The 22,989-nt window shown below is 69.0% G+C and carries 23 protein-coding genes; 4 read left to right on the top strand and 19 right to left on the bottom strand.

Annotation, left to right across the window (positions count from 1 at the left end):
• Nucleotides 1-3: 3 nt before the first annotated feature.
• The 7 genes from ABEU20_RS03390 to hisD are packed head-to-tail and all read right to left on the bottom strand — an operon-like array spanning nt 4 to nt 5,313.
• Nucleotides 4-285: a hypothetical protein gene (locus tag ABEU20_RS03390; protein ID WP_420162954.1), complete on the bottom strand. Its 282-nt coding sequence runs from the start codon at nt 283-285 to the stop codon at nt 4-6.
• Entirely contained in the window at nt 282-917 is a 636-nt protein-coding gene (gene hisH, locus ABEU20_RS03385) for an imidazole glycerol phosphate synthase subunit HisH (RefSeq protein WP_420162953.1), read from the bottom strand. The genes ABEU20_RS03390 and hisH overlap by 4 nt, the downstream gene beginning before the upstream one ends.
• Before the next feature lie 9 nt (nt 918-926).
• A complete protein-coding gene (locus tag ABEU20_RS03380) occupies nt 927-2,078 on the bottom strand; it encodes an MFS transporter (RefSeq protein WP_420162952.1) in 1,152 nt (383 codons plus the stop codon).
• Nucleotides 2,078-2,230, bottom strand: a complete 153-nt coding sequence (locus ABEU20_RS03375) for a hypothetical protein (protein WP_420162951.1) — start codon at nt 2,228-2,230, stop codon at nt 2,078-2,080. The genes ABEU20_RS03380 and ABEU20_RS03375 overlap by 1 nt, the downstream gene beginning before the upstream one ends.
• 4 nt (nt 2,231-2,234) lie before the next feature.
• Nucleotides 2,235-2,849: an imidazoleglycerol-phosphate dehydratase HisB gene (gene hisB / locus ABEU20_RS03370; RefSeq protein ID WP_420162950.1), complete on the bottom strand. Its 615-nt coding sequence runs from the start codon at nt 2,847-2,849 to the stop codon at nt 2,235-2,237.
• Complete coding sequence (locus ABEU20_RS03365) at nt 2,846-3,994, bottom strand: histidinol-phosphate transaminase (RefSeq protein ID WP_420162949.1); 1,149 nt, start codon at nt 3,992-3,994, stop codon at nt 2,846-2,848. Before ABEU20_RS03365 ends, hisB begins: the two co-directional genes overlap by 4 nt.
• Entirely contained in the window at nt 3,991-5,313 is a 1,323-nt protein-coding gene (gene hisD, locus ABEU20_RS03360; protein ID WP_420162948.1) for a histidinol dehydrogenase, read from the bottom strand. Before hisD ends, ABEU20_RS03365 begins: the two co-directional genes overlap by 4 nt.
• Before the next feature lie 246 nt (nt 5,314-5,559).
• On the opposite strand from hisD, the gene ABEU20_RS03355 reads away from it, so the two are divergent.
• From ABEU20_RS03355 to ABEU20_RS03345, 3 genes are read left to right on the top strand one after another with little or no spacing between them, the layout of a single operon-like run.
• Complete coding sequence (locus ABEU20_RS03355; protein ID WP_420162947.1) at nt 5,560-7,167, top strand: GMC oxidoreductase; 1,608 nt, start codon at nt 5,560-5,562, stop codon at nt 7,165-7,167.
• Between the two features lie 10 nt (nt 7,168-7,177).
• Nucleotides 7,178-8,464 (top strand): glycoside hydrolase family 1 protein, encoded by a 1,287-nt coding sequence (locus ABEU20_RS03350; protein ID WP_420162946.1) that lies wholly within the window; start codon nt 7,178-7,180, stop codon nt 8,462-8,464.
• A 48-nt stretch (nt 8,465-8,512) separates the two neighbouring features.
• Nucleotides 8,513-9,130 (top strand): LysE family transporter, encoded by a 618-nt coding sequence (locus ABEU20_RS03345; protein WP_420162945.1) that lies wholly within the window; start codon nt 8,513-8,515, stop codon nt 9,128-9,130.
• Here the strand turns inward: ABEU20_RS03345 and ABEU20_RS03340 are convergent.
• The 7 genes from ABEU20_RS03340 to ABEU20_RS03310 all read right to left on the bottom strand — a co-directional run bounded on the left by ABEU20_RS03340 (nt 9,096) and on the right by ABEU20_RS03310 (nt 14,743).
• Nucleotides 9,096-9,383, bottom strand: coding sequence for a hypothetical protein (locus ABEU20_RS03340; RefSeq protein WP_420162944.1), 288 nt, complete (start codon nt 9,381-9,383; stop codon nt 9,096-9,098). The two genes, ABEU20_RS03345 and ABEU20_RS03340, sit on opposite strands and share 35 nt — an antisense overlap.
• Nucleotides 9,384-9,435: 52 nt before the next feature.
• Complete coding sequence (locus ABEU20_RS03335; protein WP_420162943.1) at nt 9,436-9,834, bottom strand: low affinity iron permease family protein; 399 nt, start codon at nt 9,832-9,834, stop codon at nt 9,436-9,438.
• Between the two features lie 65 nt (nt 9,835-9,899).
• Nucleotides 9,900-10,967 carry an iron-containing redox enzyme family protein gene (locus ABEU20_RS03330; RefSeq protein ID WP_420162942.1) on the bottom strand — a complete coding sequence of 356 codons (1,068 nt, stop codon included), beginning with the start codon at nt 10,965-10,967 and terminating at the stop codon, nt 9,900-9,902.
• Nucleotides 10,967-11,110 carry a CDGSH iron-sulfur domain-containing protein gene (locus ABEU20_RS03325; protein WP_420163139.1) on the bottom strand — a complete coding sequence of 48 codons (144 nt, stop codon included), beginning with the start codon at nt 11,108-11,110 and terminating at the stop codon, nt 10,967-10,969. The genes ABEU20_RS03330 and ABEU20_RS03325 overlap by 1 nt, the downstream gene beginning before the upstream one ends.
• 98 nt (nt 11,111-11,208) lie before the next feature.
• Entirely contained in the window at nt 11,209-11,913 is a 705-nt protein-coding gene (locus ABEU20_RS03320) for a phosphodiesterase (protein WP_420162941.1), read from the bottom strand.
• Between the two features lie 57 nt (nt 11,914-11,970).
• Entirely contained in the window at nt 11,971-14,085 is a 2,115-nt protein-coding gene (locus ABEU20_RS03315) for a catalase (protein ID WP_420162940.1), read from the bottom strand.
• A gap of 391 nt (nt 14,086-14,476) precedes the next feature.
• Nucleotides 14,477-14,743 carry a hypothetical protein gene (locus ABEU20_RS03310; RefSeq protein ID WP_420162939.1) on the bottom strand — a complete coding sequence of 89 codons (267 nt, stop codon included), beginning with the start codon at nt 14,741-14,743 and terminating at the stop codon, nt 14,477-14,479.
• 481 nt (nt 14,744-15,224) lie between these two features.
• Between ABEU20_RS03310 and ABEU20_RS03305 the strand changes: the two genes are divergently transcribed.
• Complete coding sequence (locus ABEU20_RS03305; protein WP_420162938.1) at nt 15,225-16,037, top strand: sigma-70 family RNA polymerase sigma factor; 813 nt, start codon at nt 15,225-15,227, stop codon at nt 16,035-16,037.
• 27 nt (nt 16,038-16,064) lie between these two features.
• Here the strand turns inward: ABEU20_RS03305 and ABEU20_RS03300 are convergent, their stop codons facing one another.
• From ABEU20_RS03300 to nadA, 5 genes are all read right to left on the bottom strand, one after another.
• Nucleotides 16,065-18,572 carry a LuxR C-terminal-related transcriptional regulator gene (locus ABEU20_RS03300; protein WP_420162937.1) on the bottom strand — a complete coding sequence of 836 codons (2,508 nt, stop codon included), beginning with the start codon at nt 18,570-18,572 and terminating at the stop codon, nt 16,065-16,067.
• A 227-nt stretch (nt 18,573-18,799) separates the two neighbouring features.
• Nucleotides 18,800-19,414, bottom strand: coding sequence for an NAD(P)H-dependent oxidoreductase (locus tag ABEU20_RS03295; RefSeq protein WP_420162936.1), 615 nt, complete (start codon nt 19,412-19,414; stop codon nt 18,800-18,802).
• 6 nt (nt 19,415-19,420) lie between these two features.
• Nucleotides 19,421-20,281, bottom strand: a complete 861-nt coding sequence (nadC, locus tag ABEU20_RS03290; RefSeq protein WP_420162935.1) for a carboxylating nicotinate-nucleotide diphosphorylase — start codon at nt 20,279-20,281, stop codon at nt 19,421-19,423.
• Nucleotides 20,278-21,855 (bottom strand): L-aspartate oxidase, encoded by a 1,578-nt coding sequence (locus tag ABEU20_RS03285; RefSeq protein ID WP_420162934.1) that lies wholly within the window; start codon nt 21,853-21,855, stop codon nt 20,278-20,280. Before ABEU20_RS03285 ends, nadC begins: the two co-directional genes overlap by 4 nt.
• The gene (nadA, locus tag ABEU20_RS03280; protein ID WP_420162933.1) at nt 21,855-22,886 is read right to left on the bottom strand and encodes a quinolinate synthase NadA; all 1,032 of its coding nucleotides are present in this window, start codon (nt 22,884-22,886) and stop codon (nt 21,855-21,857) included. Before nadA ends, ABEU20_RS03285 begins: the two co-directional genes overlap by 1 nt.
• Between the last annotated feature and the right edge of the window lie 103 nt (nt 22,887-22,989).

Raw genomic sequence — 22,989 nt, 5'->3', positions numbered from 1 at the left:
GGGTCACCGCCCGCGACCGGGCTTCGGGTCGTTCCCGGGCTCGTCGTGGCGGCGCCCCCGGCCGCCGTACGCGCGGCTGGTCATGCGTTTCGACACCGTACCCATCGCCGCAATGGCCGCGACAACCCCGACGAGGGCGATCACGAGCCCGACGACCGGACCGGGCTGCGCGAGCACGATGACGAGCGCGACCACCACCAGCACCGTGGCGGCCGTACCCATCGTCGCGAGCGCGAGCCGAGCGATCGACAGATCGCCCGTCCGATCGCCGCGGTCGCGGGTCACAGGCTGCGGACCCAGTTCTCCAGCAGGTGTGCACCGGCGTCGCCGGACTTCTCCGGGTGGAACTGGGTGGCCGAGAGTGCGCCGTTCTCGACGGCGGCGAGGAACCGGTCGCCGTGCTCGGCCCACGTGAGCTTCGGCGGCGCGATGATGTCCGACGGGGGCAGTTCCCACTTGCGCACACCGTACGAGTGCACGAAGTAGAAGCGGGTTTCATCGTCCATCCCGGCGAACAGGACGCTGTCCTCGGGGGCGTCGACGGTGTTCCAGCCCATGTGCGGCAGCACGTCGGCCTCGAGACGCTCGACGGTGCCCGGCCACTCGCCACAGCCGTCGGCTTCGACGCCGAACTCGACGCCGCGTTCGAAGAGGATCTGCATCCCGACGCAGATGCCCAGGACCGGTCGCCCGCCCGCGAGACGCTGCCCGATGATCCGCTCACCCCGGACCGCGAGCAGCCCCTCCATGCACGCCGCGAACGCGCCGACGCCGGGCACCACCAGGCCGTCGGCTGCGAGCGCCACCTGCGGGTCGGAGGTCACCTCGATCTGTGCACCGGTGCGGGCGAGGGCGCGCTGCGCCGAGTGGAGATTTCCGGAGCCGTAATCGAGCAGGGCAACCTTGCGTGCGGTCATGACGAAATTCTATCGGTGCGCCGGACCCGCCCCGCGCACCGCCAGGGCGACCGGGGCGACCACCAGCGCCACGACGGACGACAGCGCGAACACGGCCGGATAGCCGGCCGCGCCGGCCACGACACCGAGAACGAGCGCACCGATACCGGTGCCGCCGTCGTACGCGATGTTCCAGGCCGCGCTGGCCGCCCCGACCCGGTCGGGTCCGGCCGACGCGAGCAGCGTCAGCAGCGCCTCGTTCTGGACGGCACCGAATCCCGCACCGAACGCCATCGCCCCGACGACGAGCGCGGCGTCACCGCCGATCCCCGCCACCGACAGCGCCAGCAGTCCCATGCCCGCCGCCGCCAGGACCAGCGCGGGAACCAGTGTCCGCCCGGCGCCGATACGGTCCGCGATCACACCTGCCCCGTAGCGACCCACGAGCATCGCGCCCGCCGATGCGGACAGCGCGAACCCGGCGATCGCGGCCCGGCTCTCGGTGGCGATCGGAAGCAGCGACGACATGCCGCCGTACGCCGCGGAGACGACGAGCATCGCCAGGCACGGGATCAGCAGCACGCTGACCGGCAAGCCCTTGCGGCCGGCCGGGATCCCAGGATTGGGCACCACGGGCAGCCGGGAGATGGACAGGAGCGACAGCGTCGGGATCAGTGCGCCCAGCACGAACACCACCGAGGCGGAGCCGGATTCGTACAGGGCGAGACCCAGCGGCAGGACGATCATCTGGGCGGACGCGATGGCGACGCCGTTGGCACCGGTGACACGTCCCAACAGGTTTCGGGGCGCCAACTCGGCCAACAACCCGATGCCCGCGACGGTGACCATGCCGAAACCGACACCACGGACCGCCGAGATGGCGAGCGCGGGACCCGTTGCGGTGCTCCACAGGAAGGCGAGGGACGGCGGCCCCAGCAGCACACAGCCCACCGCCAGCACCGCCCGGTAGCCGTGGCTGCGCAGCAGCGCCGGCACCTTCAGCTGGGTCGCGACGGTGGTGGCCATGAAGACCGCCGTCGACGCGCCCGCCGCGGCGTCGGAGCCGCCGCCGTCCGCAATTGCGAGGGGAACGACAGGGAGCAGCAGCGACCAGCCACCGAACGTGGTGGCGCCCATGAGCAGTGCAACCAGGATCCCGCGCGTACGCAGGAGTTCACGCATCAGATCAGCCGCAGAATTCCCGACACCGCCGCGAGGACGGCCAGGGCCACGAGCACGCCCGAGGCCAGCTTGTTCACCTTCCACATCGCATACGCGCCGCCGATGGCGAAGCCCGCCGCGAGGAACAGGATGTAGATGAAGACCGTATCCATGGCTCTACAGCGCACCCTTGGTCGACGGGACACCCGAGACCCGCGGATCGGGCTCGACGGCCTCGCGCAGCGCGCGGGCGACGGCCTTGAACTCGGCCTCGGTGATGTGGTGCTGGTCGCGGCCGTACAGCACCCGCACGTGCAAGGCGATCCGCGCATTGAGCGCGATCGACTCGAACACGTGGCGGTTGATCACGGTCGAGTACGGCACGCCCGGGTAGCCGCCGATCACGCTGTGCAGCATGTGTTCCGGCTCACCGGTGTGGACGCAGTAGGGACGCCCGGAGACGTCGACCGACGCGTGCGCGAGGGTCTCGTCCATCGGGATGAACGCGTCCCCGAAGCGGCGGATGCCACGCTTGTCGCCGAGCGCCTGACCGAGCGCCTGGCCGAGCACGATCGCGGTGTCCTCGACAGTGTGGTGGGCGTCGATCTCGACGTCACCCTTCGCCTCGACGGTCAGGTCGAAGCTGGCGTGTGCGCCGAGGGCGGTCAGCATGTGGTCGAAGAACGGAACTCCTGTCGACACGGACACGTTCCCGGTGCCGTCGAGGTTGAGCTCGACGACGATGCTCGACTCCCTGGTGGTCCGCTCGACGCGTGCGATCCGATCGCTCATCGGGATCCCTTCGTTTCCGTGGCCGCCAGCTCCGTGGAGGCAAGTTTTCTGCTGACGCACAGCAGTTCGTCGTTCTCGGCAGCCAGACCGATCGTGGCCCGCAGGTGTCCGGGGATGCCGACGTCGCGGATCAGTACGCCCTCGTCGAGGTAGTGCTGCCACGTGCGGGCCGCGTCCTCGAAGCGTCCGAACAGGACGAAGTTGGCGTCACTGGGGACGACGGTGTACCCCATTCGGTCGAGCTCGGCACTCACCCGGTCACGTTCGGACGCCAGTTCGGCGACGCTGCCGAGCGTTTCGTCCGCGTGGCGTAGCGCGGCCCGCGCTGCGGCCTGGGTGACGACCGACAGGTGATAGGGCAAGCGCACCAACAGCATCGCGTCGATGAACGCCGGCGCCGCGACCAGGTAGCCGAGCCGGCCACCGGCGAACGCGAACGCCTTGCTCATCGTGCGGCTCACCACCAGCGTGGTGGGGAACTCGTCGATCAGGCTCACCGCGCTCGGGACCGACGAGAATTCGGCGTACGCCTCGTCCACGATCACGATGCCCGGCGCGGCCGCGAGGATCTGCTTCAGGTCCTCGAGTCCGATGCTGTGCCCGGTGGGGTTGTTGGGGCTGGTGACGAAGACGACGTCGGGACGGCGCTCCTCGATGACGCGCACCGCGGTCGCGGTGTCGAGCGAGAAGTCGTCGTGGCGCGGCGCCGCGATCCACTCGGTCTGGGTGCCGGCGACGAGAAGCGGGTGCATCGAGTACGACGGCACGAAACCGATCGCGCTGCGGCCGGGCCCACCGAACGCCTGCAGCAACTGCTGCAGCACCTCGTTGGAACCGTTGGCCGCCCACACGTTCGACACGTCGAGGGCGACACCGGTCTGCCGGGTCATGTACTCGGCCAGATCGGTACGCAGCGCCACCGCGTCACGATCCGGGTAGCGGTGCAGATCCGCGGCCGCGGCGCGCACGGCTTCGGCGACGTCGTCGACGAGCGCCTGCGACGGTGGGTGCGGGTTCTCGTTGGTGTTGAGCTGCACCGGCACCGTCAACTGCGGTGCGCCGTACGGGGACTGCCCACGCAGGCTCTCCCGGATGGGTAGGTCGTCGATGCCGACGGCCGATCCGGGGACGTTCCCCGCGCTCACTGGAGAGCCTCGAACCGCAGACGCACGGCCTCGCCGTGGGCCGGGAGGTCCTCGGCGTTGGCGAGCGTGATGACGTGCCCGGCAACGTCCTTCAGTGCCGCTTCGGAGTAGTCGACCACGTGGATGCCGCGCAGGAACGTCTGGACGCTCAGGCCCGACGAGTGGCGCGCGCACCCTGCGGTGGGCAGCACGTGATTGGATCCGGCGCAGTAGTCGCCGAGGCTCACCGGCGCCCACGGGCCGACGAAGATCGCGCCGGCGGACCGCACGCGGGCGGCGACGGCGGACGCGGCCTCGGTCTGGATCTCGAGGTGCTCGGCGGCGTACGCGTTCACGACCCGCAATCCCGCCTCGATGTCGTCGACGAGGACCGTGCCGGACTGGCTTCCGCGCAGCGCGGTCTCGACCCGCTCGCGGTGCTTGGTCAGCTCGAGCTGCGCGGCGAGCGCGGCGTCCACGGCGTCGGCCAACTCGGTCGACGTGGTCACCAGCACGCTCGCAGCCATCACGTCGTGCTCGGCCTGGCTGATCATGTCGGCGGCCACGTGTACCGGGTCCGCGGTGTGGTCGGCGAGAATCGCGATCTCGGTCGGGCCTGCCTCGGCGTCGATGCCGACCAGTCCACGGCACAGGCGCTTGGCGGCGGTGACGTAGATGTTGCCCGGGCCGGTGATGAGGTCGACGGGCGCGAGTTCGTCACCATCGGTGTCGGTGCCGCCGTAGGTGAGCAGCGCGACGGCCTGGGCACCGCCGACGGCCCACACCTCCTCGACACCGAGCAGCGCGGCCGCGGCGAGGATCGTCGGGTGCGGCAGGCCGCCGAACGCGGCCTGCGGCGGCGATGCGACGACGAGCGAGTCGACGCCCGCCGCCTGCGCCGGGACGACGTTCATCACGACCGACGACGGGTACACGGCGTTGCCACCGGGCACGTACAGGCCGACGCGCTCGACCGGCACCCACCGCTCGGTGACGGTGCCGCCGGGGACGACCTCGGTGACCGTGTCGGTGCGGCGCTGATCGGCGTGGACCTTGCGGGTCCGCTCGATCGCGACCTCGAGGGCGACGCGGACGTCGGCGTCGAGTTCGACGAGAGCGCGCTCCAACTCGACCTGCGGGACGCGCACCGTCGCGGGGCGGACGCCGTCGAACTTCTGGCCGTACTCGAGGGCCGCCTCGGCACCGCGATCGCGGATGTCCTCGACGACGGGGCGGACCTGATGCAGCACCGCGTCCACGTCCACTCCGCCACGGGGCAGCGCGCCCCGGAGCTCAGCGGTGGAAGGGGTACGACCACGAAGGTCGGTGCGGGCGAGCATGAGAGGTCCTCTCTGGCGAACGGGGGTTCACACCGATTATCCGCGATGCACGCAAGTTACTTACGTTCCGGCCCCGCACGCGCGTCGAGCGGGGCCGCCGACGCGGCGAGCGGTGGCCCTGAGCTGCGTTTTGTCCGAAAGACACCCCACTGGACACGTGTCCACCCTAGAGTCCCGACCTGCGAGAGCCCGTTGCCCCACCCGCACCCGCACCCGCATCCGGAACAGTTACGCAAGGGAGCCGAAGTGACCCTGGAATCCAGTTCCACCACTCCCCGCGTGTCGCGGCGCACGTTCCTCGGCGCCGCCGCGACGATCGCGACCACCGCGTCTGCGGCCGTCGTGGCACCTGCCCCCGCCGTCGCGCGACCGCCGGACGTCACCGAGCGCCGCCGCGCCGTGGTGATCGGCAGCGGTTTCGGCGGCGCGATCGCGGCGATGCACCTCGGTCGCGCCGGCGTCGACACCCTCGTGCTCGAGCGCGGCATCCGGTGGCCGACCGGTCCGAACGCCGAGACGTTTCCCCGCATGCTCTCCCCCGACCAGCGCTCGGCGTGGCTGCAGCCGCACCCGGTGATGACGGGCGCTCCCCCGGCAGTGTTCCCACCGTTCACCGGCTTGATGGAACGCATTCCCGGCAACGGCATGGACATCCTCTGCGGCGCCGGGGTGGGCGGCGGATCGCTGGTTTACCACGGCATGACCATGCAACCGAACGGCGAGAACTTCACGAAGTGCGTCTCGTCGCGCATCGACTACGAGCAGATGGAGTCCGTCTACTACCCGCGGGTCGCGCGCATGCTGCGGATCGCCACCATCCCGGACGACCTGCTGAACCACCCCCGGTACAGCTCGTCGCGCCGGTTCGTGGAGATGGCGGACGCGCAGGGTCTGCGCACGTTCCGGGTGCCGATGCCCATCGACTGGGAGTTCGCCCGACGCGAGCTCCGCGGCGAGATGCGGCCGTCGTACACGACCGGCGACGTGATCTACGGAGTCAACAACGGCGGCAAGTTCTCCGTCGACGTCACCTACCTCGCGGAGGCCGAGGCGACCGGGAAGGTGGAAGTCGCGCCGCTGCACCGCGTGAACGACGTCGAACGCGCCCCTGACGGCACCTGGATCGTGCACTGCGACCGGATCGGCCGCGACGGCACCGTGCTCGAGCGCAAGCGCATCGTCTCCGACGCGCTGTTCCTCGGCGCCGGCTCCCCCGGCACCACCCGGCTGCTGGTCAAGGCGCGTGCGAAGAACCTGATCCCCGATCTGCCGGACGGCGTCGGCACCGGGTGGGGTAACAACGGCGACCGCATCTTCATGGTGACCCGCGCCACCGACAGCCCCGGCGACTGGCAGGGCGGACCGGCGTGCGTGGGGGTGAAGGACTGGGACAACCCGGCCGGTGCCCTGACGATCGTCCTCGGCCCGGTGCCGTTCCCACTCGACCTGCACACGACGTCGGTGATCGGATACGGCGTCGTGCAGGGCCTCGGCGCCTGGCACTACGACGGTTTCCGTGACGACGCGGTCCTCAACTGGAATCAGGCCTACGACCGCGGACTCACCGAGGCGATCCGCATGCGGATCGAACAGATCGTCGGGGCCGGTTTCGGAGTGTCGGCAATCGACGTGAATGCGTTCGACACCAACACCTTCCATCCCCTCGGTGGCGCACCGTTCGAGTCCGTCTGCGACACCGCCGGACGCGTGCACGGGCAGCGCGGCCTCTACGTCCTCGACGGCGCCCGGATCCCCGGCTCGACCGGAGCGTGCAACCCGTCGATGACCATCGCGGCCCTCGCCGAGCACAGCATGGACACTCTCGTCGCCCACGACGTCGGCACCGTCTTCTGAAGGAGCACCCGTGAAAATCGCTCTCGGAGCCGCGATCGTGGCCCTCACCGCAACCCTGCTCGTTGCGCCTACCGCACAGGCCGCACCGCTCGGTGACGACTTCCTCTGGGGCGTGGCCACATCCGGCTTCCAGTCGGAGGGCTCGTCACCGGACAGCAATTGGGCGCGGTACTCGGCGTCCGGGCAGACCCACGACGAGATCGGCGACGCCGTCGACTTCCGGCATCGGTACGCCGAGGACATCGACAATGCGGCGGCACTCGGCGTCGACGTGTTCCGGTTCGGCATCGAGTGGGCTCGGGTGCAGCCGGGCCCGGGACAGTGGGACGAGGAAGAATTCACGTACTACGACGACGTCGTGCAACGGATCCGCAGCCACGGGATGACGCCGATGATCACGCTCGACCACTGGGTGTACCCGGGCTGGGTCGCGGACCGCGGCGGCTGGGCCGATCCGCGAACCGTCGACGAATGGCTGACCAACGCCGAGCGGGTCGTCGACCGCTACAAGGATGCCGGGGCTATCTGGATCACGTTCAACGAACCGACGACGTACGCGCAGCGCGAACTGACATTCGGCGGAATCTCGCTGCTCGACGTCCACAAGATGTTCGACGGCATGACCCGGGCGCACCGCGCGATCTACGACCGCATCCACCAACTCGACCCCACCGCACGCGTCGGCAGCAATCTGGCCTTCATTCCGGCGGTCTTCGGGATGCTCGACACCCTCTTCGTCGACCGGGTGACCGACAAGCTCGACTTCCTCGGCATCGACTACTACTACGGAGTCTCGCTCGACAACGTCTCCGCGATCGCCGCGGCGACGGATCGCTTCTACGACGTCGACCCGCAACCGGACGGGATCTACCACGCGCTCATGGCGTATCACCGCAAGTTGCCGACCATGCCGCTCTACGTCGTCGAGAACGGCATGCCCACCGACGACGGGCAGCCCCGCCCGGACGGGTACACCCGGTCGGACCACCTCCGTGACCACGTCTACTGGATCGAGCGCGCCCGCGAGGACGGCGCCGACGTGATCGGCTACAACTACTGGTCCATCACCGACAACTACGAGTGGGGGTCGTACCGGCCGCGGTTCGGCCTGTACACCGTCGACGCCCTCACCGACCCGGCGCTCGTCAGACGTCCCACCGATGCCGTCGCGGCGTATCGAGACCTCGTCGCGGCCGGTGGCGTGCCCGAGGGCTACCGCCCCGTGAAGCCGGCGGCGTTCTGCTCGCTGGTCGACCCCCCGCGTAGCTGCGTCGACTCCGGTTCCGGCGGCTCCTGACCGACCCACCGCAACCGCACGCCCGGCCCGGGAGTACATTTCTCGCCCGTGTCGTGGCAAGTCTGGTTGGCGTTCTTCGGCGCCGGCTGGGTGATCAGTCTGTCACCGGGAGCCGGCGCCATCGCGTCGATGTCGACGGGCCTCGCACACGGGTTCCTCCGCGGATACTGGAACATCCTCGGCCTGCAGCTGGCGCTACTGCTGCAGATTGCGATCGTCGCCGCCGGGGTCGGCGCGCTGCTGGCAGGATCGACCACGGCGTTCCTGATCGTCAAATGGTTCGGCGTGGCGTACCTCGCGTATCTCGGTGTACGACAGTGGCGTTCGGCGCCGACCCCGGTGGTCGCCGAGGTCGGCGCCGACCGCGCGACGGCCGCCGGACTCGTACTGCGCGCGTTCCTCGTCAACTCCAGTAACCCGAAGGCGATCGTCTTCATGCTCGCGGTGCTGCCACAGTTCCTGGACCCGACGGCCCCGCTGTGGCCGCAGTACGCGCTCATGGCCGCGACCATGGTCGCGGTCGACACCGTGGTGATGACCGGTTACACCGGGCTGGCCTCGCGGGTCCTCCGTCTGCTCCGCTCGCCCCGGCAGGTGCACCTGACCAGCCGTGTGTTCGCGGCGCTGTTCTTCACCGCGGCTGCCGCACTCGCGACGGCGGTGTGAGGACGTCCGGGTGCGCGGCGCCCGCCTTCCTCCGCGCCGCCATTCGAGTGGCCTCGAGTGAATTGTGAGTGAGCGCGAACGCCGCGCCGTGCAGCGCGGCCGCCGCCAGCATGATGCGCCCCGGTTCGGTGGCGGGGGCGTGCGCACCTCCCGGATCGATCCGCGAGAGCCGTCGCGCCACCACGGCCGAGCCCGCTCCCCCGACCACACTCACCGCGAACAAGGCCAACCGCCGACCGGTCGTCATCTGCACTGGTGGATTCCCTTTCCTCACGTCTGTCGGTCGCCGGTCTCGCGGCCGCTCCCTACGCGCCCTCACGCTTCTCGATACCCACCGCCGCCCGGAGCTCTGCCAGATCCACCCGCAGACCCGGGTGCTCCGCACTGAGATCGTCCATGAGATCCGCCAGCCCGTCGGCGATGGCGTTGAGCTTCTGCTGCACCGCGTCGTCGGAGCGCTTCTGCGTGTTCTGTAGCAGCGCCACCAGCAGGAATGTCACGATGGTGGTGATCGTGTTGATGATGAGCTGCCAGGTATCGATGTTCTGCAGGGCGAGGAACGACGGCGCCCAGAGGACCACGATGATCACACAGGCGACGAAGAAAACCGCGCGTGAAGTGAAATTGCTTGTCGCCGTAGCGAACCTGTCGAACACCGACAGCTTGCCGTCGACGTTCGACGGCATGGTGACAGACTGCTGCATGGTACCTCCCGAGGATCTGGTGGATCACTACCCCGAAACGGTTTCGGCGAAACCGGACAAGGCACTCAGGACCGCAGCGAGCTCCGACCGCGCGACCAGCAGTCGGTGATGTGACCGCCCAACAGGTCGTCCAGCGCCAGGCACGCCGCCGACCCGACGAGGACGTCGTCGAGCAGCTCCGGACGGTCGTCGACCAAACCGCCCGCGAGATCCCGCACGGCGATCTGCTCGTGGACGGAATCGGCCTCGATGTGCTCGTCGAAGAACAATGTCGCGGCGCTGCCGTAGCCGAGTCGACGGAGACCCGCGGAGTACTTCCGACTGGGCAGGGCCGACGTGGTCTCGATGGCGCACAGATGACCCACGAGCGCACCGAGATTGCGGCGGTGCAGGCCGAAGTAGGACAGTGCATTCAGCGACGCCAACGTCACCGCGGGAACCGCGTCGAGGTACCGCGCGTACCGGTCGGACAAACCCAACTCGCGCATCGTGGTGGCGAACAATCGCGAATGCATGCGATCGAGCCGGCCCTGACCGTACTCGTCGATCTGGATCTCGAGCAGCGCGGACTTCGGGGCCCCGGACATGCGTGGAATGCCGAACGTGTAGACGTCCGCTTCCCGCAGCTGGTTGAGCGAGCGATGGATGAGCAGCTCCCGGAACTGCTCGAGCCCCGCATCCGACGCCATGAAATCCGAAAGCCCCGGTTCCCGCGTCGGCGCGGTCATGTCCCACAACGCACCCACGACATCCTCGCCGAACCCGCTGCGCGCCTGCGACACCCGGTCCGCCGCAACGGCTCGAACAGCGGTGTCGAACGGTTGTTCCAGCGCGGCCCGGGCCGCGACGAGACTCGGATCCCATCCCCAGCGGTCGTCGACTCCGTCGATGCCCTGCAGATGCAGTTCGTACAGCAGGGTCAGGCACAGCTGGGCGTCGTCGTCGTACAGGACGTCGACGGGGTTCGACTCGTAGCGCGCACCCAGAGCGGCGGCTGCGGCGCGGAAGCCGTCCGGCGTCCCCCCGCCCAGCAGGACGTCCACGAGAAGGGCGCTGGCATCCCCTCGTGCAGCCGGAACGACCATCCGGCCGGTGGTGGATTCGTCGGTGGTGGCCACGCGGAGCGGCGGCATCACGGTTCTCCTCCCTCGTCCTTCCCCCGCGCGGACTGCTCCGCGCGTCGAGACTTCCGCTTCTTGTGGGTCGAATCGCAGAACGGCGGCCGTCTGGTACCGCCGCACCTGCACAGTGCGATGACGTTGCGCTGGACATCCATCGGTTCGCCGTCGGCACCCACCAACTCGACTGCTCCCCGAACCAGGAGTGGTCCGTCGGGACACACGGTGATCGTGACTTCCTCACCCATTTCGATCGTCATGTGATCAGGTCCTCCCCTGCGTTGCGCGCATCAACGGTCTCACGTCCCCGGCGACTGCCGGCGTAGGCGAGCCGACGGATCCCGGCCAGCCACGAGGGCCACATCTCGATACCCGCCGGACAGTTCAGCACCGGGTCGAAGGAGGGCTGGGCACTGTCCTTGCGGGGCACTCGCTGCGTGAGCCGAAAGGTCCCCACTCGCAGCGGATCCCCTCGGGCGGAGGCCAGATGCACGGCGAAGGACAGCGGCGCCGACAGGTCGTCGATCGAGGGCGGGCCGTTGGGTTGCCCGCCCTCGGGTGTCGCGACGATCCACCGCGGCGACGCGTGTCCGAGCCCGCGGTAGGCCGCCAGAGTGCTGTAGTTCGCACTGGACCACGAACGTGCCGGCGCGAGGGCGATTCGCGCCGGCACGTACGCGGTGGCGAGCAGCAAGTCCCATGGCCCCTCGGGGAGGCGGAGGCGCACCGCGAGCCCGAGGATGTCGGGCAGCGGGCCGGGGGTCCCGATCCCGCGCGACATTCGAGCGCGGATCGGGACCGTGTCCCCGGACGGGAGCGGCCACCACGCCGGTCCTGCGCGCGGGGTGTCGAAATCCGCGGTCCCGTCGAACAGTGCACCGCGCGGATGGAAGATCCGGGCACCTCGGACCGCCGAGCCCATTTCGAAGGGCGCGGAGACCGCCTTGCTCAACAGATCCATGCGCATCGGGTTACCCAGCAGCCCCGGATTCGAACCGCACGGCCCCCGCCTCCGCTGCTACCGCTGCCAGACCCGGTGGGACCGGAGCAACTCGACGACGCGACCGGCGACCTCACGCACATCGTCGTCCACGTGCACACCCGGCTTCTCACGGTCGGCCGGCGACAGGCTCGCCGCTCCGGCCTGGTCCGCCCCGATGGCCTTACCGTGCCGGAAGGCCTCGTCGAGGAGGCGGGCCACCCGGGCGTCGGACTCGGTGGTCAGCGCGACGACTGCGTCGAACTCGATGGACCGGGCGGTGTCGTACGTCCTGGAAACCGTGACGGTGCTGTCACCGAGCGCCAGCTTGCCGCCGTGCGGGGCTGTCACCAACGGGACGATGCCGTGGCCGCCGAGCGCCTCGAGAGCGGCGTCGAGAGAGTCCGCGGAAGTGCCCTCGTCCACGACGACCGCCACGTTACGTCCCTCGACCGGCCACTCCTGGCCGATCTGTGAAAGTGCCGCGCTCGGCGCCGGACGATCCGACTCGGCGTCGTCGACCGATGGAACCGGCAGCCCCAGCGATGCGGCGACCTGCTCGCACAGGGTGGCGTCGACGCGGGCGAGCACCTCGAGTGCGCGCTCCTTGATCGGCTGCTCGTAGCACTTGCCGAGCTCGAACGAGTAGGCCGCAGCGAGATGCTGCTGCTCCACCTCGGACAGGCTCGCGTAGAACAGGCGCGCCTGGCTGAAGTGGTCGTCGAACGAACTCGGCTTGGTCCGCTGCTTGGTGGTCGACTCGATCGGCACCGGCACGTCGACGAAACCGGCTCCCGGGGCGGCCGTGAACGGGCACCCGCCGTCGAGACTGTTCGGCTTGTAGGGCGCGACACCGTCGTGGACCGCCGTCTGATGCATACCGTCACGCAGCATGTCGTTGACCGGCGCGTGCGGGCGGTTGATCGGAAGCTGCCCGAAGTTGGGCCCCCCGAGCCGACTGAGCTGCGTGTCGAGGTACGAGAAGAGCCGACCCTGCAGCAGCGGGTCGTCGGTGACGTCGATGCCCGGCACAAGGTGGCCGGGATGGAACGCGACCTGCTCGGTCTCGGCGAAGAAGTTGGTGGGGTTGGAGGTCAGCGTCATGACGCCGATCGGCTGCACCGGGGCCAGCTCCTCCGGAACGAACTTCGTCGGATCCAGCAGGTCGATCCCCTCGAACTCCTGCTCCGGCGTGTCCGGGAACACCTGGACGCCGAGCGTCCACTCCGGGTACGCGCCGCTCTCGATCGCGTCGGCGAGATCCCGCCGATGGAAGTCCGGATCCACGCCGGCGGCGATCTGAGCCTCCTCCCACACCAGGGAATGGACACCGAGGCGCGGCTTCCAGTGGAACTTCACCAGATTGGTCTTGCCATCACCGTCGACCAGTCGGAAGGTGTGGACACCGAAGCCTTCCATCATCCGGTAGGACCGCGGGATGCCCCTGTCCGACATGTTCCACATCGTGTGAGCGGTGGCCTCGGTATGCAGGGTGACGAAATCCCAGAACGTGTCGTGCGCGCTCTGCGCCTGCGGGATCTCGCGATCGGGGTGCGGCTTCCCGGCGTGGATGATGTCCGGGAACTTGATCGCATCCTGGATGAAGAACACCGGGATGTTGTTGCCGACGAGATCGAACGTCCCCTCGTCGGTGTAGAACTTCGTCGCGAAGCCACGAGTGTCGCGGACGGTGTCCGCCGATCCACGGGAGCCGAGCACCGTCGAGAAGCGCACGAACACCGGCGTTTCGACATCCTTGCGAAGGAAGGCTGCGGACGTGATGTTCTCCGCGGCTCCGTTTGCGCGAAACACACCGTGCGCTGCGGCACCGCGCGCGTGGACCACCCGCTCGGGGATGCGCTCGTGGTCGAAATGGGTGATCTTCTCGCGGAAGTGGTGGTCCTGCAGTAGGACCGGACCCCGCGGGCCCGCCTTGAGGGAATGATCGGTATCGCCGAGTCGAGCGCCTTGCGCGGTCGTCAGGGTCTCGCCCTGCTGACGGCGATCGCCATCGGCGCCGCCGGTCGGCGAGATCCGGTCCGGGCCCGACTGGTCCTCCTTCGTGAGTCGGGGAACCGGCCCCGTCGTCGGCTCGGACTTCTCGGGGGTGAGGGCGCTGGGTGCGCCCGGAACGTCGAATTCGTTCGTGGACAACGAATCATTCCTTCCTGTTCGTCGGAGACAATCGAGGTCTGGTGACTCGTCGGTGGCGGTTGCGGACTCCACGACGACGAGCGAATCGGACATGCGGGGCAGCCGCGGCAATCATCCGGAACGCACCGCGCCGGAGAAGCGGTGCCGATTCCGGTGGAGTTTCTACATTTTCGAGGGCGCCGTCATCGGCTGGGCCCGTTCGGGGACGGAAGATTCAGCGACGGGGCGGGCGGGGGGCAACCACACGCGCCCACCACCCGTCGAGCGGACTCGGATCGGGATACCTGACGACGTCGGGACCCGCCGGCGACTCCCGCCGGTCCGTTCCACGACCACTCCTGTCGGCACTACTCACGGTATGCATCCCTTCCCATCGAACTGATCGGGTACGTCACCTCTGCAGCGAACGGCGGACGTTCTCTCGCTCTCGCGGAAATCCGCCCACCATGGCCGCTGCCGCAGCGAGCGCACCGCAGGTGACAGCGGACACCACGAGGACGTCTGCGACGGCCAGGCCCACGCCGAGCGCGACCAGGCCCGGCAGCGCCGCAAGGGTGCCGAGAACCAAGGCCCATGCCGCTACGGATCCGGTCGAGGCCTCGTGCGACACGCTGCCCCGAACCGACCGGCCTGCGGCGATGACGACGCGATCGGACATTGGTTCCTCCTTCTCGAATGCTCCGATACGAGGTTGCCCAACACATAGAGAATCTATACCCAATGCATCAAATTTTCTCCGGAAGACATCTCGCAGCTTCGCGACGTGCCCATCTGCCGCCGAACCGACCGCCGATTCGGCCGCATGGCCGCGCCCGAGCATCGACACAGGACACGGCACCGAACGCCGACTCCTTCCGACGATGCTGACCAGCCGAGTCGTACCAGCGTCCAACTCGTCGGATACTTCGCTGCTCGGCGCCCGATCGCCCCGAAACCGGCCGGGTCGAATTGCCCGGAGCCCGCCGGGAAGCCCACGGGACCACCCACTCCGCTTTTCCGAACCGCGCTGCAAATCTCTCTGAGCGGGTATAGATTTTGTCCTACAGCCGACCGACTAATCCTCCACCACCGAGGGGTCCGGAAGAGCACCCCGATCCCCCACACGCCCGACCTGCCCCTCACCGAGAACAGGATGTGCGATGAGCTCCCTCCTCAACCACCACGAAGACTCCCGCGACGAGTGTGACGAGCAGCTGCGCCGGTGTGTCCGCGAACTTCGTACAGCCCTCTCGTCGGCCGAGACCGCGGATGCGGAACGCGAACGCCTCGTCGAGCAACTATGTGTCGCGGCCCTTCCGATGGCCTACCGCGTGGCCGCCCGTTACCGGAACCGAGGCGTTCCGACCGGGGAACTCCGTCAGGTCGCGGCGCTCGCTCTCGTTGGCGCCGCCCGCCGGTACGACCCCTGCCGCGGTACCGACTTCGTGCCCTACGCCGTCACCTCGGTACGCGGCGAGATCCGAAAGTACTTCCGCGACTTCACCTGGTCCACCCACGTGCCCCGCCGACTCCAGGAACGCCACCTGGCGGTACGCAACAGGACGGAATCCCTCACCACCGAACTCGGGCGGAAAGTCGGACTCGAGGAAGTCGCGGCATCGTTGGGGATGACGCTGGAGGAAGCGACCGAAGCCGAGCAGATCGGCGAGCTCTATTCGTGCGAGTCCCTCGACAGCTCCCCCTCCGACAGCACGGTCGCGCGAATCGACGCCCTCGGAGAATGCGATGCGGGTCTTTCGCGGGTCGAACACCGGCACGAGCTCAGCCGGCTGATGGTTACGCTCGACGAGCGCCAGCGCACCTTGCTGTGGCTGCGCTACTTTCACCAGATGTCCCAGTCCGAGATCGCCGAGCAGGTCGGCCTGTCTCAGATGCACGTTTCCCGGCTGTTGCGACAGTCCCTCGAGCATCTGCGCAAACAGGCTTCCGTACCCGTTCCCGCGGCAGCCTGACCCGAACCCGGCCGACATCCGCGATCGTCAGAGCAGCCCTCGGCGCATCGCTTCGTCCACCGCCTCGGCGCGGCTGCTCGCCTCCAGCTTCCGGTACAGGTTGCGGGTGTGGGTCCGAACGGTGTTGAGGGACACGTGCAGTCCGCGCGCGATCTCTCGCAACTGCTTGCCGGTCGCGAGTTCCGCGAGCACGACCTTCTCGGTGCGGGTGAGCCCCGGGTTGCGTCCGGCATTCGCGTCGAGCAGCTTCGCCCTGACGTGCAGGACGAACTCGTGGGTGTGCTCTCCGCCGGGCGGAATCGCCACCAGCATCTCGGCCGCGTCGCCGGCGCAGTCGAGGAACGGGGACACGATCCGATTCGGCTCGGCCAGTTCGAGTGCGCGCGTCAGTGATACGGCGGCGTCGGCCGAGCGGCGTTCACGGTTCGCCACCACCGCGTCCAGCAGCCAGGCGCGGACAGCGAGCGCCGGGTGCAGCGTCAGGTCGCGAACCGACCCGAGCAGTTCTCCCGCGGTGCCGGTCCGGCCGACGTGCAACTCCACCATCGCGCGCGCCACCACCACGTCGGGGATTTCTCCGAAAACGGCGCTCGTCTTCTCGATCAGTTGAGCGGCCGTGTTCGTACGCCCCGCATCCAGCAGCACTGCCATCGCCAGCGTCACGAACGCATTGCTCAACCCCGCCTGTGGTCCGCGACCGAGCAGTCCGATCATCGCGTGCCCGACGGTGTCGGCTTCCGCGATCGTGGGGCGCGGGTAGCGCCTGGCCTGCAGGAGCGCGAACGCCACCTCTGCGTGTCCACCCGAGACCGGCACGCTCGTGCCGTCGGGCCGGGCACGTCGGGGCGACGCGAGCGACAGCGCGTGGACCGGGCTGTCGTCGGCCAACTGCTCGGCCCGGACGTACGTGTCCATGCACACCGCCGCCGCGCTCTGGAAGGCGTCGATCCGATCGGTGAGCTCCTGCGCCACAGCGTATTCCAGAGCGCGCACCGCCCGCACATTCATCGTTGCGAGGTCACCTCGCACCCCCGACAGCACCGAAAGCCTCGAGAGACTGCGTAAGACGAGCCGGGGGTGGGCCCCGAGCTCACCGAGGGTGAGCGCTCGCCGGAGCAGTCGCTCACTCGCGCCCAGATCGCCGAGGAACATCCGCGCCGCCGAATGCTGTAGGGCGACGTAGCAATCCAGATCGACACTGCCGGTTCCGCCGGACGCCTCGAACTCCGGGAGCACCTCCTTCGGCATCTTTGCTCCGCTGATCACCGCGATCTCGACGGCCAGAGCCGCCGCGAACACGGTGGTAGCAGGGGCAAGCCTGTCGGCACCCCGCCTCGAATCCCGGGTTCCCAGGTACGCCCGAGCGGCGTCCGGGTAGTTCTGTTCGACCGCGGCGAGCGCCCGCAGGTGCCGCACTCCCGGCAGATCTCCGTACCGGGTGCCGAGGAGGTCCCACAGCGCCTCCGAGTTGCCGTCGAAGACCACAGTGGGGCCGTGGTGGAGAACGAACTCCTCGATCGCCTGTTCGTCACCGACTGCGATCAGATGTTCGAGCGCGACAAGTGGTGCGCGCGCGTCGAGGAACCAGCGAGCGGCGATGCGGTGCAACCGGACCACTCTTTCCGGGTCGCGACGTCGAACGACGGCGCCGGCGTGCGCCCGGATCAGCGGATGCCACCCGTAGCGAACCGCGGTGGTGTCCGACGAGCACCGGACGACAGGCACACCGAAGCGCTCCCGATCGCGCACCACCCGGTCCACGTTGGCCTCGTCGAGTTGCTCCGCGAGATCGGTGTCGAAGAACTCGACGATGCTCGTCGACTCGATGAACCGGACGAGATACTCGGGGAGCTCTCCCAGGGTCGCCTCGACGACGTACTCGGAGACCTGCTGCGGATAGCAGGTCATGTCCGCGATGGCGGCGCGCGGCTCCTCGTAGGCACCGAGTCGGATCGCGGCGAGGCGCACCGGCGCCGCCCACCCACGGGTGAAGGCGAGAAGCGCGGCGAGATCGGAATCGTCGAGCGAGTGCCCGTACTCCGCGACGATCGCGGCGACCGCAACACCGTCGAGCGCGAGTTCTTCCCAGCCGATCCAGGTGAGAGTGCCCTCGAGCGCGTAGCGGGCGAACTGCAGTTCCGGAGTGCTCCGGCACGCGACGACGACCGTCGAGTTCACCGGTGCGGACTCCACGAACTCCGAGAGCACCCCGAGCGCGATGTCGTCGCGGATCTCGTGGGCGTCGTCGAGGACCACGACGACCGGACCAGCGATGGTGTTCGAGCGCTCCCACACACCGGTGAGCGTCCGCTGCAACCGATCCGCATCGTTGTCGTCGGGCCCGAGTGCCACCCAGGCGACTTCCGGGTCAGCGGCGGTCCGCCCGAGCCAGTCGGCGACCAGGACGGTCTTCCCGGTGCCCGCCGCCGCACTGATCAAGACCCTGCCCGGAACATTCCTCGCCACCACCGAGTCGAGCACCGCGTACAGATCGTCGCGCGGCTGGACCGTCACGGACAACCGCGGCGGTGGCATCGCCGCGAAACCTAGCCGACCGGACGACGGCCCCGTCGGGGAACCGTCGCCGGACACGGCCCCCGCCGAACTTTGCTGCGCCACATGACTCCTCCGCCGATTCCTCCATGGACTCCCCGACACACTGAGTCTTATCAGACATTTCGCCCGGCTAAGGATGGTTCAAGATCAACTGTGAGGCAGGACGCACGACACGGTGACGATCAACGGCGGATGCCGGTGACGTGTCAGTTCTGGAAGATCGTGCTCGTCAGATGCCCGATCTCGTCGAGCCACGCACTCCGCTCGACCGGCGTCGCATCGGTCACGGGCCGCAGAACACGCCGGACGAAGGACGGCTCACCGAGATACGGAGCGACGCACCGTCCCCAGATCGCCTCGAGAGGGTCACCGAACACCGACTGCTCACGTTCGGCAGTGGTGTCGGACGTGTTGACCACGAGCATCCGTTCGATCGCGAGGAGACTCTCGGGTTCACCGGTCGCGTCGGGAAGCCGGTATGCCACCCCGGGCACCACCACACGGTCCATCCATCCGGCCAGGATGGCCGGCGGCTTACCCCACCAATTGGGGTGGACGACGACGAGCCCGCGAGCGTCCCGCAGTTCGGTGCGATGCCGACCGACGACGGAATCGGATTCACGGGCCAGGTAGGACTCGACCGACTCCCCTGTCGTGTAAGCCTCCTCGGCGGAGACGATGGGATCGAAGGCCTCTGCGTACAGGTCGTGGAAACGAACGTCGTGGCCGGATCCGGTCAGCACCGACCGGATCCGGTCCGCGATCGCGTGGCAGTAGCTGTCCGGGCGGGGGTGCGCCAGCAGCAGCATCACGTGCGACACGGCGCGCTACATGTCCAGGCCGAGGTCGAGCACGGTGACCGAGTGCGTCAACGCGCCGACCGCCAGATAGTCGACGCCGGTCGCGGCGTAGTCCGCAGCGACGTCGATGGTGAGCCCGCCGGACGACTCCAGCTTCGTCGTGGGCGAGACCGTGTCGCGACGCTGCACCGCGATCTGCGTCTGCCACAGCGGGAAGTTGTCCAGCAGAACGAGTTCGACGCCCTCGGCGAGCACCTCGTCGAGCTGGGTGAGATCGTCGACCTCCACCTCGCACTCGATGTCGGGTGCGACGGCCCGCACCGCGCGCAGCGCGGCGACGACGGAACCCGCTGCGGCGACGTGATTGTCCTTGATGAGCGCGGCATCACCGAGACCCAGCCGATGGTTCACACCGCCGCCGACCCGCACCGCGTACTTCTGCAGGCCGCGGAGACCGGGAAGGGTCTTGCGACTGTCCCGGATCTTGCAGTCCGTGCCGTCCACGGCATCGACCCACGCCGACGTCGCGGTGGCGATGCCCGACAGGTGGCACATCAGGTTGAGCATCGTCCGCTCGGCGGTGAGCAGTCCGCGCGTGGGTGCGTTCACGGTGAGCACCGCGTCGCCGGGCTGCACCCGTGCACCGTCGGCGACGCGGCCGAGTACCTCGTAGTTGCCGGCGCCGATCACCTCGTCGAGCACAGCCAGACCCACGTCGATCCCGGCGACGGTGCCGACCGAACGCGTCACGACGGCCGCCTTCGCCACGGCGCCCTCGGGCACCGTCGCGACCGACGTGATGTCGGGGCCGTAGCGCAGGTCCTCGTCGAGGGCGGTGCGCACCAGCGCGAGCGTCTCCTGCGGATCGAGTCGGTCCAGCGTGCTCATCGTGCTCCTGTCGATTCCAGTTCGGGTACTTCGAGTTCACCGTCGCGGCCGATCCGCACCTCGATGCTGCGGCGGAACGCGTCGGACGTGTCCGGGTAGTCGGTACGGGTGTGGCAGCCGCGGCTCTCCCGGCGGACGGACGCCGCCATGACGAGTGCCGACGCGGCGACCGTGAGTGCGGTGTCCTCCAGCGCCACCCCGTTGCCCGCGACGGCGACGCCGCTGCGGCCCAGTTCGGCAGCCGCGGAAGCAAGTCCGTCGCCGTCGCGGACGACGGAGGCGTGCGCCGTCATGAGTGCCTGCACCGTCTCGCGGGGCTCCCGCCGCCGGAACGGCAGCAGCAGGTCGGTGGCCTCGACCGTCAGGGCGGCGCGCTCGGTGACCGCGTGGCCGACCCGCTCCCCCACCACGAGCCCCTCGAGAAGGCTGTTCGAGGCGAGGCGGTTGGCACCGTGCAAACCGGTGCGAGCGACCTCACCGGCCGCGAACAGGCCGGACACCGCGGTACGCCCGTGCACGTCTGTGACGACACCGCCGCACGAGTAGTGCGCCGCGGGCGCCACCGGGATGAGCTGTTCGGACGGGTCGATTCCGGCCGCGAGGCATGACGCGGTCACGGTGGGGAACCGCGACGCGAAGCCCGTCAGGTGCCGGGCATCGAGATAGACGTGGTCGGTGCCGCTGTCGCGCAGGCGCCGCGCGATCGCGCGCGACACGACGTCACGCGGCGCGAGATCGCCCTGCGCGTGCACGCCGTCGGTGACCGAGCGTCCCTCCGCGTCGACGAGCCGGGCGCCCTCACCGCGCACGGCCTCGCTGATGAGGGGGCGCCGACCCACACCTCCGGGTGCAAACAGCACGGTGGGGTGGAACTGGACGAACTCGAGATCGGCCACAGCGGCTCCCGCCTCGAGAGCGAGGGCGATGCCGTCGCCCGTAGCGCCGGACGGATTGGTGCTGCACGAGTACAGCTGACCCAACCCGCCGGTCGCGAGCACGACGGAGGGCGTATGGACGACACCGAGCCCCCTGTCCGACAACACGATCAGTCCGGTCACGCCGTCCGGGCCGGTGGTGACCCGCGCGGCCGACGCGCCGAAGAGCACCGGCATCCCGGCCGCATTCAGTGCCCGCTGCACCTCGGCGCCCGTCGCGTCGCCGCCCGCGTGGACGATGCGCCGAGTGCTGTGGCCACCCTCGCGGGTGCGGGCGACGGCGCCGTCGGCGCCGACGTCGAACACCGCCCCCAACGCGGTCAGCGCCGCGAACGCCTCCCGACCGGCCGACACGATGGAGCGGACCGCGGCCTCGTCGCACAGGCCCACACCCGCGACACAGGTGTCTCCGGTGTGCGAGTCGACCGAATCGGTCCGCGGGTCGCCCACCACCGCGATGCCGCCCTGCGCGTACTGCGTCGCCGTGTCGGTGGGCCCGCCCTTGCTCACCACGAGGACCTGCAGGCCACGCTCCGCTGCCACTCGCGCGGCCGTCAGACCCGCGACCCCGCCCCCGACGATCACGACGTCGGCGCGTGCCTCCCACACGACGCCGTCACCCCCGGGTCCGGCGACCATTACTCGCCGCCGCCAGGGTTTCCGATCTCGATCATGCGCTGCACGGACTTTCGAGCACGCTCGGCGACGTCCGGAGCGACATGGACCTCGTCCTTGCCCTCGACGAGGCAGCGCAGCAGCGCGGCCGGCGTGATCATCTTCATGTACGGGCACGACGCACGATCGTTGACGGCCTGGAAGTCGACGCCCGGCGCAGCCTTGCGCAGCTGATGGAGCATGCCCACCTCGGTGGCGACGAGGACCTGCTTGGCGCCCGTCTCACGGGCCGCGTCGAGCATGCCGCCGGTCGAGAGGATCTTCACCTTGTCCTCGGGAACGAAACCCTCGCCCGCGAGGTACAGCGCCGACGTGGCACAACCGCACTCGGGGTGGACGAACAGTTCGGCGTCCGGGTGGCTCTTCGACTTCGCCGTCAGCTCGTCACCGTTGATGCCGGCGTGCACGTGGCATTCGCCGGCCCAGATGTGCATGTTCTCGCGTCCGGTCACGCGCTTGACGTGTGCACCGAGGAACTGGTCGGGCAGGAACAGCACCTCACGGTCCGGGTCGATCGACGCGACGACGTCGACCGCGTTGGACGACGTGCAGCAGATGTCGGTCAGGCCCTTCACCTCGGCGGTGGTGTTGACGTACGACACCACCAGCGCGTCGGGGTGCTCGGCCTTCCACTCGCGGAGCTGATCGGCGGTGATCGAGTCGGCGAGCGAGCAGCCGGCTCGCTCGTCCGGGATCAGCACGGTCTTCTCGGGGCTGAGGATCTTGGCGGTCTCGGCCATGAAGTGGACGCCGCAGAACACGATCGTGCCCTCTTCCGCCTCGGCGGCGATGCGCGAGAGCGCCAGCGAGTCACCGACGTGGTCGGCCACGTCCTGGATCTCGGGCAGCTGATAGTTGTGCGCCAGGATCGTGGCGTTGCGTTCCTTCGCCAGGCGGCGCACTTCCGCAGCCCACTCGGGCCCACCCTCGACGCCGGTGTACCCACCGGGGCCGTCCACGATCTGTCCTGCACCCGCCCACAACGTGGAGGTCATGGCCACTCCTTCTTTCGAAGCCTCTTCGACGGCTCCGTCACTACAACCCGGGCGGGCTGGCCCGAATTTCCGAAATCGAGGTTTTCGACTTAGGATCGAAAAC

It is taken from the genome of Rhodococcus parequi, from assembly GCF_046042785.1.
GTDB lineage: Bacteria > Actinomycetota > Actinomycetes > Mycobacteriales > Mycobacteriaceae > Prescottella > Prescottella parequi.
The sequence above is the reverse complement of the archived record's forward strand: the minus strand, read 5'-3'. Positions and strand labels throughout refer to the sequence as shown.

What these genes read in the sequence shown, in the direction of transcription:
- nadA (WP_420162933.1), bottom strand. Translation starts at nt 22,886, where the DNA reads ATGACCTCCACGTTGTGGGCGGGTGCAGGACAGATCGTGGACGGCCCC.
- ABEU20_RS03305 (WP_420162938.1), top strand. Translation starts at nt 15,225, where the DNA reads ATGAGCTCCCTCCTCAACCACCACGAAGACTCCCGCGACGAGTGTGAC.
- hisD (WP_420162948.1), bottom strand. Translation starts at nt 5,313, where the DNA reads ATGCTCGCCCGCACCGACCTTCGTGGTCGTACCCCTTCCACCGCTGAG.
- ABEU20_RS03320 (WP_420162941.1), bottom strand. Translation starts at nt 11,913, where the DNA reads ATGGATCTGTTGAGCAAGGCGGTCTCCGCGCCCTTCGAAATGGGCTCG.
- ABEU20_RS03335 (WP_420162943.1), bottom strand. Translation starts at nt 9,834, where the DNA reads ATGCAGCAGTCTGTCACCATGCCGTCGAACGTCGACGGCAAGCTGTCG.
- ABEU20_RS03330 (WP_420162942.1), bottom strand. Translation starts at nt 10,967, where the DNA reads ATGCCGCCGCTCCGCGTGGCCACCACCGACGAATCCACCACCGGCCGG.
- ABEU20_RS03380 (WP_420162952.1), bottom strand. Translation starts at nt 2,078, where the DNA reads ATGCGTGAACTCCTGCGTACGCGCGGGATCCTGGTTGCACTGCTCATG.
- ABEU20_RS03310 (WP_420162939.1), bottom strand. Translation starts at nt 14,743, where the DNA reads ATGTCCGATCGCGTCGTCATCGCCGCAGGCCGGTCGGTTCGGGGCAGC.
- ABEU20_RS03325 (WP_420163139.1), bottom strand. Translation starts at nt 11,110, where the DNA reads ATGGATGTCCAGCGCAACGTCATCGCACTGTGCAGGTGCGGCGGTACC.
- nadC (WP_420162935.1), bottom strand. Translation starts at nt 20,281, where the DNA reads ATGAGCACGCTGGACCGACTCGATCCGCAGGAGACGCTCGCGCTGGTG.
- hisB (WP_420162950.1), bottom strand. Translation starts at nt 2,849, where the DNA reads ATGAGCGATCGGATCGCACGCGTCGAGCGGACCACCAGGGAGTCGAGC.
- hisH (WP_420162953.1), bottom strand. Translation starts at nt 917, where the DNA reads ATGACCGCACGCAAGGTTGCCCTGCTCGATTACGGCTCCGGAAATCTC.
- ABEU20_RS03285 (WP_420162934.1), bottom strand. Translation starts at nt 21,855, where the DNA reads ATGGTCGCCGGACCCGGGGGTGACGGCGTCGTGTGGGAGGCACGCGCC.
- ABEU20_RS03375 (WP_420162951.1), bottom strand. Translation starts at nt 2,230, where the DNA reads ATGGATACGGTCTTCATCTACATCCTGTTCCTCGCGGCGGGCTTCGCC.
- ABEU20_RS03300 (WP_420162937.1), bottom strand. Translation starts at nt 18,572, where the DNA reads ATGCCACCGCCGCGGTTGTCCGTGACGGTCCAGCCGCGCGACGATCTG.